General features: G+C 42.6%; 16 protein-coding genes and 2 tRNA genes. 16 read left to right on the plus strand and 2 right to left on the minus strand.

Features of this window, described 5'->3' with window-relative positions:
• Positions 1 to 275: 275 nt before the first annotated feature.
• The 4 genes from MSWHS_RS03190 to MSWHS_RS03205 all read left to right on the plus strand — a co-directional run bounded on the left by MSWHS_RS03190 (position 276) and on the right by MSWHS_RS03205 (position 4,088).
• Positions 276 to 1,244 (plus strand): ADP-ribosylglycohydrolase family protein, encoded by a 969-nt coding sequence (locus tag MSWHS_RS03190; RefSeq protein WP_048125990.1) that lies wholly within the window; start codon positions 276 to 278, stop codon positions 1,242 to 1,244.
• Between the two features lie 48 nt (positions 1,245 to 1,292).
• A complete protein-coding gene (locus tag MSWHS_RS03195) occupies positions 1,293 to 1,730 on the plus strand; it encodes a DUF123 domain-containing protein (protein WP_048125992.1) in 438 nt (145 codons plus the stop codon).
• A 132-nt stretch (positions 1,731 to 1,862) separates the two neighbouring features.
• A complete protein-coding gene (locus MSWHS_RS03200) occupies positions 1,863 to 3,392 on the plus strand; it encodes an MBL fold metallo-hydrolase (protein ID WP_048158741.1) in 1,530 nt (509 codons plus the stop codon).
• Positions 3,393 to 3,590: 198 nt separating this feature from the next.
• On the plus strand, positions 3,591 to 4,088 hold the full coding sequence (locus tag MSWHS_RS03205; protein WP_197074014.1) for a phosphatase PAP2 family protein: 498 nt from the start codon (positions 3,591 to 3,593) through the stop codon (positions 4,086 to 4,088).
• A 36-nt stretch (positions 4,089 to 4,124) separates the two neighbouring features.
• Here MSWHS_RS03205 and MSWHS_RS03210 read toward each other — a convergent pair.
• Positions 4,125 to 4,209, minus strand: a tRNA-Leu gene (locus MSWHS_RS03210).
• A 73-nt stretch (positions 4,210 to 4,282) separates the two neighbouring features.
• Positions 4,283 to 4,354, minus strand: a tRNA-Gly gene (locus tag MSWHS_RS03215).
• 1,480 nt (positions 4,355 to 5,834) lie between these two features.
• On the opposite strand from MSWHS_RS03215, the gene MSWHS_RS22190 reads away from it, so the two are divergent.
• The 12 genes from MSWHS_RS22190 to MSWHS_RS03270 all read left to right on the plus strand — a co-directional run bounded on the left by MSWHS_RS22190 (position 5,835) and on the right by MSWHS_RS03270 (position 17,411).
• Positions 5,835 to 5,939, plus strand: coding sequence for a CcmD family protein (locus MSWHS_RS22190; RefSeq protein ID WP_082088018.1), 105 nt, complete (start codon positions 5,835 to 5,837; stop codon positions 5,937 to 5,939).
• A gap of 25 nt (positions 5,940 to 5,964) precedes the next feature.
• Positions 5,965 to 6,345 (plus strand): cytochrome c maturation protein CcmE, encoded by a 381-nt coding sequence (locus MSWHS_RS03220; RefSeq protein WP_048125998.1) that lies wholly within the window; start codon positions 5,965 to 5,967, stop codon positions 6,343 to 6,345.
• Positions 6,321 to 7,208: a geranylfarnesyl diphosphate synthase gene (locus MSWHS_RS03225; protein WP_048126000.1), complete on the plus strand. Its 888-nt coding sequence runs from the start codon at positions 6,321 to 6,323 to the stop codon at positions 7,206 to 7,208. Before MSWHS_RS03220 ends, MSWHS_RS03225 begins: the two co-directional genes overlap by 25 nt.
• 138 nt (positions 7,209 to 7,346) lie before the next feature.
• Positions 7,347 to 8,528, plus strand: a complete 1,182-nt coding sequence (locus MSWHS_RS03230) for a radical SAM protein (protein ID WP_048126003.1) — start codon at positions 7,347 to 7,349, stop codon at positions 8,526 to 8,528.
• A gap of 1,103 nt (positions 8,529 to 9,631) precedes the next feature.
• Positions 9,632 to 9,961, plus strand: coding sequence for an ATP synthase archaeal subunit H (gene ahaH / locus MSWHS_RS03235; protein ID WP_048126006.1), 330 nt, complete (start codon positions 9,632 to 9,634; stop codon positions 9,959 to 9,961).
• A complete protein-coding gene (locus MSWHS_RS03240; protein WP_197074015.1) occupies positions 9,954 to 11,903 on the plus strand; it encodes a V-type ATP synthase subunit I in 1,950 nt (649 codons plus the stop codon). The genes ahaH and MSWHS_RS03240 overlap by 8 nt, the downstream gene beginning before the upstream one ends.
• 4 nt (positions 11,904 to 11,907) lie before the next feature.
• Complete coding sequence (locus MSWHS_RS03245) at positions 11,908 to 12,156, plus strand: ATP synthase (RefSeq protein ID WP_048126011.1); 249 nt, start codon at positions 11,908 to 11,910, stop codon at positions 12,154 to 12,156.
• Positions 12,157 to 12,356: 200 nt separating this feature from the next.
• Positions 12,357 to 12,908: a V-type ATP synthase subunit E gene (locus MSWHS_RS03250; protein ID WP_048126013.1), complete on the plus strand. Its 552-nt coding sequence runs from the start codon at positions 12,357 to 12,359 to the stop codon at positions 12,906 to 12,908.
• Positions 12,909 to 12,914: 6 nt separating this feature from the next.
• Positions 12,915 to 13,997 carry a V-type ATP synthase subunit C gene (locus MSWHS_RS03255; RefSeq protein ID WP_048126015.1) on the plus strand — a complete coding sequence of 361 codons (1,083 nt, stop codon included), beginning with the start codon at positions 12,915 to 12,917 and terminating at the stop codon, positions 13,995 to 13,997.
• Positions 13,997 to 14,299 (plus strand): V-type ATP synthase subunit F, encoded by a 303-nt coding sequence (locus MSWHS_RS03260; protein ID WP_048126017.1) that lies wholly within the window; start codon positions 13,997 to 13,999, stop codon positions 14,297 to 14,299. The genes MSWHS_RS03255 and MSWHS_RS03260 overlap by 1 nt, the downstream gene beginning before the upstream one ends.
• The gene (locus MSWHS_RS03265; protein WP_048126019.1) at positions 14,290 to 16,026 is read left to right on the plus strand and encodes an ATP synthase subunit A; all 1,737 of its coding nucleotides are present in this window, start codon (positions 14,290 to 14,292) and stop codon (positions 16,024 to 16,026) included. Before MSWHS_RS03260 ends, MSWHS_RS03265 begins: the two co-directional genes overlap by 10 nt.
• A gap of 2 nt (positions 16,027 to 16,028) precedes the next feature.
• The gene (locus MSWHS_RS03270; RefSeq protein ID WP_048126021.1) at positions 16,029 to 17,411 is read left to right on the plus strand and encodes an ATP synthase subunit B; all 1,383 of its coding nucleotides are present in this window, start codon (positions 16,029 to 16,031) and stop codon (positions 17,409 to 17,411) included.
• Positions 17,412 to 17,414 lie beyond the last annotated feature (3 nt).

The following is a 17,414-nucleotide window of genomic DNA, read 5'->3' on the forward strand; positions in this document are numbered from 1 at the left end:
AATCCTGCCCTGTATACCTAGAACAAAAACAAGATCATTCTGCTGAATTCTGTATCTAACAAACCGAAATCAATTAAAGCATTTTAAGCTAAACACAGCCTCCTTGTAAAAGTCCTGGCAATCATGGAAATGTACTCATAGAGCTTCAGGATTTGGGATTTTTACCTCAAACTATTAGCAACAATTTGATATAATTCAAAAACTCAAACCTATCTGAGTAAGCTTAATTATACATGAATAGTCACATTTCTCTCTTGAGTTATGGAATTGAAATCATGAGTACAGATAACACACAAGCGACTCCATATCTTGAAAGCAAGCTTCGTAGCTTTCTTTTCGGCACCGCATGCGGAGATGCTCTTGGCCGTCCCGTAGAACATCTGAACCTTGAGCAAATAGAAGAGAAATATGGAGAAGATGGAATCCTTGAACTCTCTCCAGAGTCTTCCTGGACGGATGATACCCAGTTGATGCTTGTACTTGCCCGAGGGCTCCTGCATGGGGCAGAACTTGAACTTCCAGGGCTTATGGACAAAATCGCAGAGGAACTTGTCCTCTGGCTGGATGAGCCTGACCTTGGAGCCGGAGCAACAACCAGAAGTGCAGCCCTTAATCTCAGAGATGGAATTCACTGGAGCAGGGCAGGAATAAACTCAAAAACATGCGGAAGCCTCATGCGGGTTGGAATCCTTGGTTTCATTTTCCGGAATGACCCCGAAAAACTGATAAAAGCAGCTTCAGTTTCCGGTAGAATTACCCACTCTAATCCTACTGCAGATGCTGCATCCATTGCGGGAGCATATGCTGTAAAACTGGCTCTTGATGGGGTAACCCCCGAAGATATGTTTTTACCTCTTCTCAAGGCAACGGAAGGGATTTCTGAGGAGTTTACGGAATCTCTGAAAAGATCTTATGAACTGGCTCATAGTAATTTGAGTGATGAAGAGGCTCTCCAGAAAATAGGGCAGGGCTGGTATGCCGATGAAACTTTTGCCCTTGCTTATTTCTGCATTCTACGGTACCCTGATGATTACAAAAAAGCCATTCAAACTGCGGTGAACATAACCGGAGATTCAGATTCAGTGGGCAGCGTCGCAGGCGGGATACTCGGGGCAAGGCTTGGGATTGAAGCAGTACCTGTCTCCTGGGTTGAAGCCCTGAAGGAAAAAGATAAATTGGAGGAAATGGTTGTGCCTCTGCTTGAGAAGTACCTTCAGGTTTCTGAAAATAAATTGAGGTCTTAAAAACCGAAGTCGCTAAGAAATCGAGTTATTAATAATCGGAGTCTGAAAATGGATTTTTCCGAAAAAGGGGTTTACTGCCTGGTGTTTGAGAACAGGGATTGCATAATTGAAGTAGGGAAAAAGGGCACGTTTTCGTTTCCTGCAGGTTTTCATATCTACGTAGGTTCGGCCCTCGGACCCGGAGGCATGAAGAGACTAAAAAGACATATTGACCTTTCTTCAAAAGGGGATAAGAATCCCAGATGGCACGTAGATTATCTCCATCTGAACTCTTCGTTTAGATTGTCCCAGGCAGTTTGTGCCGGCACTTCTGCCCGGCTTGAGTGTGAAATTGCCTGCAGGCTTGGGGGGGATTCAGCTCCGGGATTTGGGTGTACGGACTGTGCCTGTAGATCCCATCTCTTTTACAGGAAAGAGAACCCTCTTTTTGAGATCAAAGGAGTTTTTGAGGCGCTTGGACTCCGGGCTGTTGTGCTTGAGTGCTAAATTATTATTATATGCTGAATTATTATTTTCTTTTAATTCTCCATTTTCTCATAAACAGGAAAGTTTAAAGTAAGGCAGGATTTAATCTAAATTAACCAGAAAAACGGTTTTTACCTGATCAGGGGATGTTTCATGGAACAATTCTCTTTTATCGCTTGCATGCCTGACAAGCCCGGAGCCCTGCACAGTGCAGCCGAGATTATCACGCGGCATGAAGGAAACATCAACCGGATACAGTATGACCGGAGGATCGACAGGAACACTGTCTTTTTTGAGGTAGCGGCTGCTTCACAGGCTTACCAAAAAATCCTTGAGGAGCTGGAAAAAATAGGTTACCTCCAGACTTCCCTGCAGCCTGTAGCTTTTCTTAAATTCAATGTCTATCTCCCAAACTGCCCAGGAGCATTATTTGATCTCCTGAACTATATCACTTCTTCAGGGGCAAATATCACTTTCCTTGATTTTGATGACAGGGGGCAGCATCCTGAAAGGCTAGTCGTGAGCCTTAACATTGAAAATGCCGGCCTTATAGATGCTCTCCTGAACCAGCTCAAATCAAAGTACAGGCTTGAGATTGTTGAATATGACACAACAGGGGAAAAGCTTGATGATACGGTTTTTTATCTGAGGCTTGCCCAGAAACTGAGGAACTATCTCGGAAATGCAGAAGATGCCTTTTTAATGAAATTTTTGCACGACATCAACCATATCGCCCAGGAACTCTCAAACCTGCGAAAAGACCCTGTTGAGGTCTTTGAGAACATCCTCAAAGTCGGAGAAACCCTTAACCGGACTTCAGGAGAAGGCTTTTATGCCGATGTGCAGAGGATCAGGGTAAAGGACGGCATTGAACTTTTCTGTTTCCAGCTTCCTTGTGGAGGAAATATCTATCTTTTCGATACTTCTGAAGAAAGGGTTATGATTGATACGGGCTATGGGATATACCAGCCGGATGTCGTGAATATGCTCCAGCACTACAGGCTTGGAGACCTGAGCCTGCTTAAAAGAATCTATATTACTCATGCAGATGCTGACCACTGCGGGGCTGCAGGCTATTTTTCCGCTCCTTCTTACCTCAATAACGAAACCTTGAAAATTACGCGGGAAACCAGCAGGGCTTATGGGTCCAGCAATCAGGGTTGTATTCTGGAAGAGGTTTATACAAAAATGATTAATCTCTTTTCAAGGTTCACTCCTCCTTCAAATGTGATCCTTTTCCCTGAAATCCCGATTCAGGCTGAAGAAGTCGAGAAAAGGGGAGCTTTTCCTCTTATTGCTCGCTTCAGGATAGGAGGTCTGGAGTTTGAAGCCCTTCAGGGTCTTGGAGGGCACATGCATGGGGAAATCTTCTACCTGTGCCCTGAAGAAGGGCTTGTTTTCCCTCAAGATTCAGTGATTAATTTCAGGAGCTTGAGCCCGGAAAGGGCTGAATACAATTTCCTGGCTGATTATCTCATGACATCGGTAAATGTAGACAGCAACCTTGCAAGAGAGGAACGAAATGCCCTCATGTCCCTGATACTGGAACTTGATAACAAACTCTCCAAGAAAGGCAAAAAATGCTTAATCTGTTGTGGACACGGTTCGGTGTCCAAACTCGAAGGTGGAAAGCTTGTCAAGCATTCCGGTTCAGAGAGATACCTTGCAAGGAGATCTCCGTAAGAGAAAAGCATATGCAAAAAATGGGCGCTTTAAAAAATAGATAGTTTGAAATCCGAAAATAGACAAATTAAATTAAGATAACATATTTTAGTCCTGGTATTCTACAAAGTTAAGAAGTGATCCCGCTTGTCAATGTTTTCTCAGTTTGATTATTATGTTCTGATGTTTCTGAACTCCTTTTCCTTTCTCGACCCTTTCATGTTATTTGTAAGCCTTAAATTTGATTACTTTCTTTTCCTGATCATTGCTGTACTCTATTATTACAGAGGAAGGGAGCAAACAATTCTCTTCCTTGTCTTACTCGTATCGGCCTGGTCTCTAGCCCTGGCTCTCAAGCCTATTTTTGAAGTCCCGAGACCTGAAGACGTCCGTTTTGTAACCTGCACCACAGGATACTCTATGCCGAGTGGGCATTCGCTTATGTCCTTTGCTCTGGCTACTTTTTTGCACTCAAGAGCAGGAAAATTTAAACTTTTAGTCTGGATATTTGCTATTACTGTAAGTTTGAGCCGGATATTTATCGGAGTCCACTACCCCTCGGATGTGATTGTGGGCGCGCTCATAGGCTGCATAGTCGGATTTTTCTGGCTTTATGTTGAAAAGGCGCTGGTAAAGTACGGACTTTACGGAAACTCTCTGGAATCCCGGCAGGAAGGTAAAGAAGAAGTTTTTGATCAAACTCTTCAGCGGCCCTGATATTATCTGAGGGGTCAAAAAAGCCTGTAAAACAAATGCGAGGGGTGCGATTCGAACGCACGAATTCCTGCGAAAATGGGTCCTAAGCCCATCGCCTTTGACCTAGCTGGGCAACCCTCGCACTACGTTGTCTTTGTATCGTGATAAATAAAATAAGAGAAAAAATTATTTAAAACTATTTAAAAAGGTTTAAATGCGCCGACCGGGATTCGAACCCGGGTTTTGGGCTTGGAAGGCCCAAGTCATAGCCACTAGACCATCAACGCAAACTGCAACACATCTAGAGGTATTTGTTAAATATAACGTTTTCGCTCGACATTATATATTTTTTTATTCACTCCAGCAATATTGTGGTATATCTCCTTTTTTTCCTTACTCTATTCTCTCCGATTTTTATAGGAAGAAGCGTAAAACTCACGAAATCTTAATTTCATGGGATACAAGCGTCAATTTTCATCTATTTTTAAATTGTTGATTCTGCTAAACTATTTTTCGTATTAAGTTAATTTAATAGTAGATACTGTCACCACAACCCAAAATGCGAAAACCAAACTGGGGGAGTTGGATAACAGGGTATCGTATACCTGAAGGGATCGGGAACATTAAGTTGGAGAAAACCGGAAGCTCTAAGCATCTCAAGTACTCTCACGATCATATATTCATTTCACCTGTGGTATGCGGGGCAGGACCTGTATGACTTGTCCTCAGTAGAGGGAAGGATGAATCCGGAAACCGCTAAATCTTTAGTTTAGCGTAGTTCACATGGTCAATATCTCCTAAAATGGCTTTCTGGATTTCTCCCTTGTTGCATGCAGGGTTGTGGCTGGGCTACCACCGGTAAGAAAAAACTCCTTACTATGCTTGACCCCGAGAACCATCTTTCAATACAAAAATTATAATGTGCCTCCAAAATTCCATCTGGCGACCTGCCCCCTGAAGAAACAAAATAGGCATGTAAATAAATGAGGACTACCTGATTATTCGAAGGGGAAAAAGACTGTATAATTATTTGGGGTGGAATTGTTTGGGGTGGTATAGTAATAAAAGGCATCCAGATGATGTAGTAATAAAAGGCATCCAAAAGGCATCCAGATGATGTCTGAAAATGTGCCATTGCAAATAGTAGTCAAATATCTTCGGGAAAAAGGCAAATAAGTAACTCAGGTTACTGAATTGTTCCGGTTAGAATTTCGAGTTTGCAAATTCGGATAATAGCATTAAATAGTGTGAAGGTACCAGTTGAATTTTTACAGTTTTTATATATTCCAGTTCTATATATATTTCTATTTTATTGTTAACCCTGCTCGCTTGAGAAATGGGTTTATTACATGAATATTTTAGAGTAAATATCACCAGATAAAGCTTTAACAATCTTATTTTTTTATTATTGTTACAAGTAAATATTCTGGCTGAATTCATCGATTTTTGCTACTTTTTGAAAGAAAGCCACTTTATATCCAATATTTCCTTTGTAAAAATTTTAATTAAATAATATTCAAATGATTATATAATACTGTAAAAATAATATTGGGCTCTTTAGATAAGAATAATTATTTTTATTTTTACAGTGGATAATAAAAATATAATTTTTCCTGTTTTTTCCCTCTGGAATCTTATTTCTCTGATAAGAGATATATACTCTTATATAGGGCTAGACATAAGTTTTCAAAAACAGTTTTCTTCCTTTATACTGCCCTGGCTTCAAAACCGGGCTGAAGAAACTGATAGTGCAAAGACGTGATATAAATGGAACCCTTTATTCTGGCGTTTGCAATCAGCTGGATACTCATATTTGCATACCTCCTGTCATTACTTAAGACGTATGCAGAGTCCAACAAAAGGTTAATGTAATGATCGAGTTATACGGGGTTTTAGAATGAACAAAAGAAAAAAATCATTGCTTGCAGTTGCTTTTATTGCTGGTGTGTTTCTTATAGGGTTATATGGAGTCGACTCTTCTGAAGGATATCTTGCAGTATCTGAGCTTCTTTCGAACCCTCAGGGCTATGCCGGGCAGAGTATAAATGCAATGGGAATTGTAGAGGACGGAAGCCTTGAAAAGGTTCCTGGCATGACATCATTTGAACTGAAAGACGAAAATGATGAAAACCTTAAGATACATGTGAATTATGTAGGAGATCTCCCTTCCAATCTTGCCGAAGGAAAACAGGTGACAATTAGCGGAACAATGATTTCCGAATCTACGTTTGAGGCAAATAAGATAGTTACCGGATGCCCGTCAAAGTATACGGAGTAATATTGATGAATATTGAAGAATGGGAAGAATACAGATATGTAGAAGCCGGGATTGAGGACTCAATTGCCCGAATAGAGAACTCCGGCTTAAAAAAAATGGTTGAGCATGTCTGTCATTCCGGAGGAAAACGAATTCGACCAATTATCCTTCTTCTGGCCAGCGAGATCTGTTCAGATTCATATTCCCGGAGCCTTAATGCAGCCCTTGCCGTTGAAATGATGCATTCGGCTTCCTTAATTCATGATGACCTGCTGGATCAGGGGCTTATCCGGAGGAATCTGCCCTCTGCCCCGGAAAAATTCGGGCCTTCCAGATCACTGCTCTGTGGTGATTATCTCATTGCAAAATCAATTGCGTTCATTTCCCCTTATGGTGAAAAGGTAATTCGAGATTTTGGAAAGGCGGGAATGGATATGGCGGAAGGAGAGGTCCTTGACCTGAGGCTTGATGACGATAACTTCGGAGAAAGCGATTATTTAAAATGTATTTATAAGAAGACTGCTTCTCTATTCGCAATCAGTGCATCCATTGGAGCATATACCGGAGGAGCTGATGAGGCACTTGCGGAGCGTTTTAGCTTCTTTGGGAATTCCCTGGGAACTGCATACCAGATTGTTGATGACATTCTTGAATTTCTAGAAGTAGTCGAGGGCAAGGAATCAAAATTTACATCTGAAACCCTGCCGCACATCTACATGAGGAACATGTCAAAGGAAGAGGCCTTAGAGAAGTCTATAGATTCCGTAAGGCTGCACGTTAGTGCCGCAAAAGAAACACTTGAAACATTTAGAGTATGTCCGGCAAGGGATAAACTTTTCCAGATAACTGATTATATAACCGTAGACATGCTTCAAAATATCTGATTTAGCTCTACTCATCCTGAAAAATGAATTGACTCTGTCGAATTTCTGTGTATAGAATGCCAATAATGATGCAATTTAGTTTCTTACTTAAACCCCAAAAGTTTTCAGCTTTTGATATTAACTTTATCAGGTGTATCCATGCGAGTATATGATAGTCCGGTGATTAAGGTAAATGCCAGTACAGAAAATGAAAAGCTGGTGCTTGATGCAGAAGGTCCTCTTTCCCAGCTTGCAAAACCCTTTCTGAAACGTATAAACAACATCTTTGCGGAAGAAAAACCTATTTCAATAAACGAAGACGAGATTATTTTCTCCACATGGATTCCTCCCATTCCCGGCCCTGTTTTCAGCCGAGTCATAAGTGCTGAAATTGCAGCCATAATGAAGAAACGTGTTCCGGATCAATTTTCAATAGGGATTACCGCCCGCTGTCCAAATCGGTGTATTCACTGCGGAGCAGCTGACATAAAACCTGAAAGAGAACTGACCCTTGATGAGATATGTAACGCTATAGAGCAGAGCCTTGACCTTGGAGCCTATCTGGTTTCCTTTGACGGCGGAGAGACGATGCTCAGGGATGATCTCGTTGAGATGGTCTCCAGGGTAGACAAGACAAAGGCAATTGCCACATGTTTTACTTCAGGCTTCAAGCTCTCTGAAGAAAGGGCAAAGGCACTTAAGGCTGCAGGACTGTATGCTTCAAGGATCAGCTTTGATAGCCCATTTGAAGCTGAGCACGACCGCTTCAGAGGACGGAGCGGTGCATACCGGGATGCAATTGATGGAGTCAAAAATGCAAGTGCTGCAGGAATCCTTACTGATATGTTTGTCGTTGTTTCTCCGCATAATATCGATGATCTGGAGGATTTCTATTCCCTTGCAGCCGATCTGGAAATGAAGGAGATGTCTATTTACGAGATCATTGCAGTGGGGCGCTGGCTTGAACATGAGGATGAGGTAATAAGTGAGAAGGACGTATCAAGGCTTCAGACTTTCCAGAAAGCCATGAACAGCAAACCCGAGGGGCCGAGAGTTACAGCTTTCCCTTATTTTATGGGTCCTGAACTTTTCGGATGTTTTGCCGGCAGGCGCTGGATGCATGTTGCTTCAGACGGGGAGGTAATGCCCTGTGCATATACCCCACTATCTTTTGGCAATATATGTGAAGAGCCTCTGGAATCCATCTGGAAACGCATGGGCAAGCATAATGCCTACAAGAAAGATGATGCCTCCTATTGCATGATGCGAAACCCTGAATTCAGGAAGGAGTATATACATACTATCCCCAAAGGGGCCAGAATTCCTTACAGGTTTAAATAATTCCTTTTTAATACCTTTTAAGAAGGAAATTTTGCTTATTTCTGGCTTTTCGGCCTCCTTCAAGCCTCTTTCTTTTTATAAATTTTTTTACATTACTTCTTTTTTTTTTCTCTTTCTCTTTTCTGCTATTTTCTGGATATTTTTCTATATTTCAAGCCGTGAATAAAATTTTTTAATTATTATTTTTTACACTTTCTTTAAAAAATTTTTATTGTGTTCGTGGCTTTATTTTGAATATTTCGATGGAACCTTCCTTGTTTATTATCGACTAAGTGTCTGCAACGAAATAACCTATGCAAATGATTATTTATTGTAACTTCAATTGGTGACTTTGATATTGAAAATTAAAAAGTCAAATAGGAAATCTACATAGGTTGTTCTGTGACGGCTACTAAGCTCAGTAATTATCTTTTCGGGAGTTTTGTTCACAGACTCGGAATTAAATGCATCTATTTAAAAAAGACTGGGCTGTTTTCTAAAGTAATCTTCTATTTTTTTGAAACAAGAGGCTAGTGTCGTTTGAAAATACATTGTATTTTTTTAAAAATTGTTATATCCCTTACTTTGAATACATTCTTTTTTTTATTTTTTAAACTCGCTTTAAATATCTTCTCTCTATTAGACAATGCTGTGCGTGTTTTAAGGATAGATACCTGTATATAGATACCTGATATAACTTGTTTTACAAAGTCTTAACTCAAAGTTGTTAATTCACATTTATTTTAAAATTACCTTGAAATCGCCTATCAGAACATTAATTCAAAAAAGTTCTTTTCATGGCTTTGCTCTTCTTTTTTACAGGCAAGATTTAACATTTTTTACCAATCAATTATATTCGACTGTTTATATTTAATTATTTTTTACTGTTCTATTTAATCTTTTGGATTTAAACCACATATTTTGCTATTTATATTTCTAAATTTCTTAAAAATTTCCGGTGAATTCGATATCTAATGAATATTCATTATAATTACTCTATCCCTCTCCGATAAAACCGAAGCTGTTATATAGTTCTTTCGCGAAGGATTTGTTAACTAGCTCCATTGGAGTAGGGATTTTTAATTATTAATTTATATATTAAATTTTGAGAGACGGAGATTCACATGGCTAAAAATGAAATCTTATCCGAAATAAAAAAAGCGGAAGAGAGCGCTAAATCAATGGTTGACAACGCTATTGATTCCAAAAACAAGCGTATCTCCGATGCTCGGGCCGAAGCCAGGGAAATCCTGAGGCAGGCCGAAATCGATGCACATAAAGCTGCACAAGACTCTTTTAAAGTAGGTGAAGAAAAGATCCTGGAGGAAAGAGATAAGATCGTCAACGATGGTGAAAAAAACGCATTAGCCATGTCCCAAAAAGCTCAAGCTAATTTAGACAAATCCGTCAATTACCTTGTACAGGAGTTTGAGAGGGCGGTCCTTAATGAGTAGACCTAAATCGATGACAAAGGCCGTTATTGTCGGGCATAAAAGCATTCTAAGTAGCACCATCGATTCATTGCATGAAACTAATCTCTTTCATATTGAAGATTTTGTTGAGGACGAGTCTGGTTTTAAGATCAGCAAGCCATTGAAAAACGCCGAAGAAGTCTCGAAAAAGCTTGTGAAGATCCGATCTATCGCCAATTATTTGGGGATTGTAAAAAAAGAACCGGTAGTTCAGAAAACTGACGCTGTTCTGCGCGACCTTAATTCAAAACTGGATGAATTGGACAGGACAATTGCAACTAAAACGGAATCAATTGCTCAGCTTGATAATGAGTTGAAAGATCTGGATTCCCAGAAGAAGGAGATCTTGCCTTTTCTGTCCATCAATCTCGACTTTGAGTATTACCGTGGCTACGATAGCCTTAAGGTTTTCGCGGGTACTGTAAAAGGAAGCCTGGATGACAGTCAGATTTCAAGCATCACCAAAGCTTATGAGCTGTACTTTGATTCCCAATCAAAATCAGTTGTACTGTTTGTAGCCAAGAATGATGCCGACAGAGTCTACGAATTACTTCAGGGTCTTGGATTCAGAGATCTCAGAGTTCCAGAAAGAGGTGGTGTCCCAAGCGATCTGTTAAGATTTATCGAACAGAAAGAAGTCGAAGTCACCAAGAAGATCGAGTCTTTAAAGGCTGATATCGAATCCTTGAAAGTCAAGTATTCTGATTTCATTCTTTCCAGTGACGAGGTCTTGACCATCGAGAGTCAGAAGGCAGAATTGCCTCTAAGGATAGCTACATCTGCAAACGCATTCATAATCGAAGGTTGGACTCCAACTGAGGATTATGACAAAGTTGTCAGTGCAGTCAACAGTGCCACTAATGGCAAGGCATATGTCACAAGCCTCGAAATTACTGAAGAGGAAGAAGAGCATATCCCTGTTGAGTACAACAACTCCAATATTGCAGCACCGATGCAGCAGATCATGGATCTGTACTCCAGACCCAAGTATACTGAACTTGATCCATCCTCAGTGATTTTATTCACTTTCCCACTAATGTATGGGCTGATTCTCGGAGACATCGGATATGCACTGATACTGGGAGTACTGGCACTGGCGATTCGAAAAGCAGTAAAGTCAGATGCTGTGAAGCCTCTCATGGATATTCTTATTTATTGTCAGATCTCAACATTTATATTTGGAATTCTTTATGGTGAGTTCTTAGGATTTTCGTTAGCGAGTCTTCATACCGAACATGGTTCAGTTCCGGGCCTGATTCCAGGTTGGGAAACTATTGTTCTGTTTGAAGGGCTCGGTGGTGAGGAATTTATGTTCCCGATCCACAGGACTCACATGGTAATGACTATGATTGGAGTAACTGTCGTAATAGGATTGCTTCAACTCAATCTCGGGTACCTGCTCGGATTTGCAAATATTTCCAGGCACCATGGGATAAAGCATGCGGTTCTTGAAAAAGGCAGTTGGCTTATTATACAGCTCGGTGCACTCGTTGCAGCTATCGGCTACCTTGGTGGTAATTCAGGACTGACTTACATCGGTGCTGGTATTCTTGTTCTCGGAATTGTGATGCTCACCATGGGTGAGGGTATCAAAGGTCCGATTGAATTGCCATCTCTTATGGGCAATGCATTGTCATATTCCCGTATTATCGCAGTCGGTCTGTCTTCGATTTACATCGCTTCAACGGTCAATGATATTGCTTTTGAAATGATCTGGGCGGATCACTCCAAGATCAATTTCTTAGCAGTAGCTGCAATAATCGTGTTTATACTCGGACATGGTCTTAACTCTGTCTTGAGTATCATCGCTCCCGGACTGCATGCACTCAGGTTGCAGTACGTAGAGTTCTTCGGAAAATTCTACGAAGGCGGGGGCAGAAAATACAACCCATTCGGATACATACGAAAATACACGGAGGAATAAAAACATGGTAGGAGAAGAATTAGTTAGTGGACCTTTCCTGGACGCAGACGGAATGAAAGCACTCGGTGCAGCACTCGCAATCACAGTAACTGGGCTTGCATCTGCATGGGCTGAAAAAGAAATCGGCACTGCAGCAATCGGCGCTATGGCAGAAAACGAAGGGTTATTTGGTAAGGGTCTTATCCTTACTGTCATTCCTGAAACCATCGTTATCTTCGGTCTTGTCGTTGCATTGCTTATCAATTCTGCTTAAATTTAAGAGCGTATTCCGCTCTTAAATTTCTCAGAGCATTACTCTGAGCTTCTCTGGGTGTCTTTTCCTTTCCAGGTGAAGTTGGAGTAATTATATGCTCTGAGTTTCCCCTTAGGTATCGTTGCACTCTAAGCAGCTTAGAGTATCTGCTCTAAGCTTTAGAGCACTTTTTTGCTCTATATTTATTTGGAGGTGTAAGCATGGGACTAGAGATCGTTACAAAAGACATCCAGGAGGGTGCAAGAGCTGAGGTTTCCCGTATAAATACCGAAGCCGATGCAAAGGCAGCCGAGATAATAAATGAGGCTAAAGAAGTACAGAAGAAGATGCTCGGGGACAGCCTTGCCAAGGTGGAAGAGGACCTCCAAAAGCTGCACCAGCAGGTTATCTCAAGTGCAAACCTGGAAGTAAAAAGAATTACGCTTAACAAGCGCAAGGAACTTCTTGATAAAGTTTATAGCCAGGCTGTTGATAAAATCAAGTCAATGCCGGCTTCCAAAAAAGAAGAGCTGCTGAAGCATATTATTAACAAGTATGAGGCTAGCGGTGCTAGGATTTATTCTTCTAAAGCTTCAGAAGAGACTGCCAGGAAATTATCTTCATTAACCTATGCGGGTAATTTGGACTGTATAGGTGGCGTTGTTATTGAAAACGAAGATGGGACCATCAGGTTAGATTTCACATATGATTCAATCCTGAAAAACGTGTATGAGCGTTCATTGAAGCAGATATCTGATACTTTATACGGGTGATGTTCGATGCGGCTTTTGGAGAGACTCTGGGGTAAAAATCCCTACCGAAAATCCGATAAGAAAAAAAAAGGCACTTCTAATTATGCTTATGCCGTAACCCGTGTCCGTGCGATGAAGAGTAAGCTGCTTCCTAAAGAAACTTATCCACGGCTTCTCAATATGGGGATTGATGAAATCACCCGTTTTATCCAGGAATCTGAATACAAAAACGACGTTGACGAACTGGCAATGAAATACAGCGGTGGCGATCTGGCAGAACATGCACTAAACAGGAATCTTGCGTTAACCTATGATAAGTTGCTCAGGATCACCTCAGGAGAATTGAACTACCTGATCATTGCATATCTTAAAAGATATGACATCTGGAATGTAAAAACGCTTCTTCGTGGCAAAATTTTCAATGCATCCGTTGAGGACATCCTCGAGTCTCTTATTTCTGCCGGGGAGTTTACCTATACCCTCCTGTCAGAACTTGCAGCCAAGGACACATATCAGGAAGTCATTGATGCTCTTAAAGAGACTGAGTACTACCCACTGCTGCAGGAGTTTGATGGAACCAACTTGGCATATATAGAAAACGAGCTTGACAAGATGTACTACGCAAGCCTGTTTGCCGTAATCGGAAGGCCAAGGTCCAAGGATCGTAAGCTCTTTGCAAGGTTCATCAAACTCGAAGTTGATGTCAAGAACCTGAGTAATCTATTCAGGTTGAAAAGAGCAGGAGTCGAGAAGTCTGATGAGATCATGCCCCTCATGATCGAAGGCGGCCTGGAGCTAAATCCCGAAAAACTGGCATCGCTTCCTTACGAGCAGTTTATCGATGAACTTCGAAAAACTCATTACTGGGATGCAATTTCAAGTGTTACGGGGCTGGATACGGTTTCTCTGACTCTCGTTGAAAGCAGGCTCATAAGGTACTCTCTTGAATCTGCAACCACTTATTCGCATGTATCTCCGATCTCAATTGTACCCATTATGGACTATGTTATCCATAAAAATAATGAGGTCACCAACCTCCGGATTATTTTCAGAGGTAAGGAAGCTGGCCTCGATGATACACTAATTAAAGATCAGTTGGTGGTTATCTAATGGAATTGGCAGTGATCGGAAAGAGCGAGTTTGTCACGGGATTCAGGCTGGCAGGTATCAGGAATGTATATGAAGTCGTTGATATCCCAACCACTGAATCCGCGGTAAAATCGGTGCTTGAAGATAAGAGTATCGGGATTCTTGTAATGCATAATGATGACATTGGTAATCTGCCGGAACTTTTAAGGAAAAACTTGAATGAGTCTGTCCAGCCTACAGTAGTATCGCTTGGAGGCAGTGGAGCAGGCTCGAGTTTAAGAGATAAGATAAAACAAGCGGTAGGTGTTGATCTGTGGAAGTAAAAGGTGAAATTTATCGTGTGTCTGGGCCTGTCGTCACCGCCATTGGCTTGCAGGCAAAAATGTATGACCTGGTCAAAGTCGGTAGTGAAGGTTTAATGGGTGAAGTCATCCAGATATTAGGACCCAAGACCATCATCCAGGTATACGAAGAGACTGCAGGCATCAAGCCAGGGGAGCCCTGTTATTCTACAGGTTCGTCTCTATCCGTGGAACTTGGTCCTGGTCTTCTTTCCAGTATTTATGATGGGGTTCAGAGGCCTCTGCACGTCCTGCTTGCAAGTACGGGCGGTTTCATTGGCAGAGGTGTTACTGCAGATGGGCTTGACCACAAGAAACTCTGGGAATTTAAACCCATTGTCAAGGCAGGCGATTTCGTAAAAGGCGGAGAAGTATTCGGTGTTGTACAGGAAACCGTGAATATTGAACATAAGATCATGGTGCCTCCTGACATCTCCGGTACAGTTGCCGACATCAAGAGCGGGAACTTTACGGTAGTAGACACAGTATGTACCCTTACTGATGGAACCGAATTGCAGATGATGCAAAGGTGGCCTGTCAGGAGACCCAGACCGGTGAGGGAAAAACTTACTCCAGATAAACCTCTGGTTACAGGACAGAGAATCCTTGACGGACTTTTCCCTGTGGCAAAAGGCGGAACTGCTGCAATCCCCGGACCTTTCGGATCGGGAAAGACCGTTACTCAGCAGCAGCTTGCAAAGTGGAGTGACACTGAAGTTGTGGTCTACATTGGTTGTGGTGAGCGCGGAAATGAGATGGCAGACGTTCTGAGTGAGTTCCCGGAACTCGAAGACCCTCAGACCGGCCGCCCACTGATGGAGCGTACTGTTCTTATCGCTAACACTTCAAACATGCCTGTGGCTGCAAGAGAAGCATCTGTGTACACCGGAATTACCATTGCAGAATACTTCCGTGACATGGGATTAGACGTCTCCCTTATGGCAGACTCCACCTCCAGGTGGGCAGAAGCTATGAGAGAAATTTCCTCCCGTCTGGAAGAAATGCCTGGTGAAGAAGGTTACCCAGCATACCTGTCTGCAAGGCTGGCGGAGTTCTACGAGCGTTCAGGTGTTGCTGAATCTCTCAACGGTGCGAAAGGTTCTATTACTGTTATTGGAGCAGTATCTCCACCTGGCGGTGACTTCTCAGAACCTGTTACGCAGAATACCCTGCGTATTGTGAAAGTGTTCTGGGCTCTCGATGCCAAGCTGTCTCAGAGGCGTCACTTCCCGGCTATCAACTGGCTGAACAGTTATAGCCTGTACAAGGAAAGCCTTAACAACTGGTTCTCAGATAATGTGGCTCCTGATTATGTGGCTATGAGGGAAAAAGCAATGGGAATGCTTCAGACAGAATCCGAACTGCAGGAAATCGTGCAGCTCGTAGGTTCTGACGCTCTGCCAGACGATCAGCAGCTTCTGCTTGAAATTACTCGTATGATCAGGGAAATCTTCTTGCAGCAGAACGCATTCCACCCAGTAGATACCTACAGTCCATTCTCTGAGCAGTACAAGATCATGAAGGCAATCATGAAGTACGGAGATGCTGCACAGGAAGCTTTGAAATCAGGTGTGCCTGTCTCGGAAATTATCAAGATGGAATCTAAGAATGAGCTTCCCAAGGTCAAGTTTGAAGAGAACTTCGATGCTTCTATGAATGATGTCCTGGCAAAGATGGATAAAGAGTTTGCATCCCTGAGAGGTAGGTAAACATGGTAAAAGAATATAAGACAATAACTCAGATTGCAGGACCTCTAGTCTTTGTTGAAAAAACAGAGCCAGTGGGCTATAAAGAAATCGTTACTGTCAACCTGCCTGATGGAACCACCCGTAGAGGCGAGGTGCTGGACTCTTCGGCGGACATAGTGGTTATCCAGATTTTTGAAGGTACTACCGGGCTGGACAAGAATTGTGGTGTAGTCTTCACAGGGGAAACCCTGAAGCTCCCTGCATCCATCGACCTTCTCGGAAGGATCCTTTCAGGTTCAGGAGAACCTCTTGACGGCGGGCCCAGGATTGTGCCTGATCAGCTTCTGGACATCAACGGAGCTGCAATGAACCCATATGCCAGGTTGCCTCCAAAGGATTTCATCCAGACTGGCATCTCCACAATCGACGGAACAAACACCCTGGTTCGTGGACAGAAGTTGCCTATTTTCTCAGCCTCTGGTCTCCCACACAACGAAATCGCCCTGCAGATTGCAAGGCAGTCGGCTGTGCCTGGATCAGAAGCGGCTTTCGCAGTAGTTTTCGCAGCAATGGGTATTACCAATGAAGAAGCCCAGTACTTCATGAGTGACTTCGAAAAGACCGGGGCTCTTGAAAGGGCTGTGGTGTTCCTGAACCTGGCAGATGACCCTGCTGTCGAACGTATCGTCACCCCGCGTATGGCTCTGACTGCAGCTGAATATCTGGCATACGAACATGGCATGCACGTTCTTGTCATTCTGACTGATATTACCAACTATGCAGAAGCTCTCCGTCAGATGGGCGCTGCCCGTAATGAAATACCTGGCCGCCGTGGGTATCCGGGTTACATGTACACTGACCTTGCAACTCTTTACGAGCGTGCAGGTATTGTCAAAGGCGCAAAAGGATCAGTTACCCAGATTCCGATTCTTTCTATGCCTGGTGATGATATTACTCACCCGATTCCTGACTTGTCCGGATATATTACTGAAGGTCAGATTGTGGTTTCAAGAGAACTGCACAGGAAAGGTATCTACCCGCCAATCAATGTGCTGCCGTCCCTGTCAAGGCTGATGAACTCCGGTATCGGAGCAGACAAGACAAGGGAAGATCACAAGGCGGTTTCTGACCAGATGTATGCAGGTTATGCAGAAGGGCGTGACCTGAGAGGTCTAGTGGCTATCGTCGGTAAAGAGGCTCTGTCTGATAGAGATGTTAAGTTCCTTGAGTTTGCCGATCTCTTCGAACAGAATTTCGTTACACAGGGCAGAAACGAAAACAGGACAATTGCAGATACCCTGGACATCGGATGGAAGATTCTTGCGCACCTGCCTGAAAACCAGCTGGGTAGGATTGACAACAAGTACATCCAGAAATACCATCCTGCACACAGAAAGGGTCAGTGATTG

This window comes from Methanosarcina sp. WWM596, from assembly GCF_000969965.1.
In the GTDB taxonomy this organism is placed as follows: Archaea; Halobacteriota; Methanosarcinia; order Methanosarcinales; family Methanosarcinaceae; genus Methanosarcina.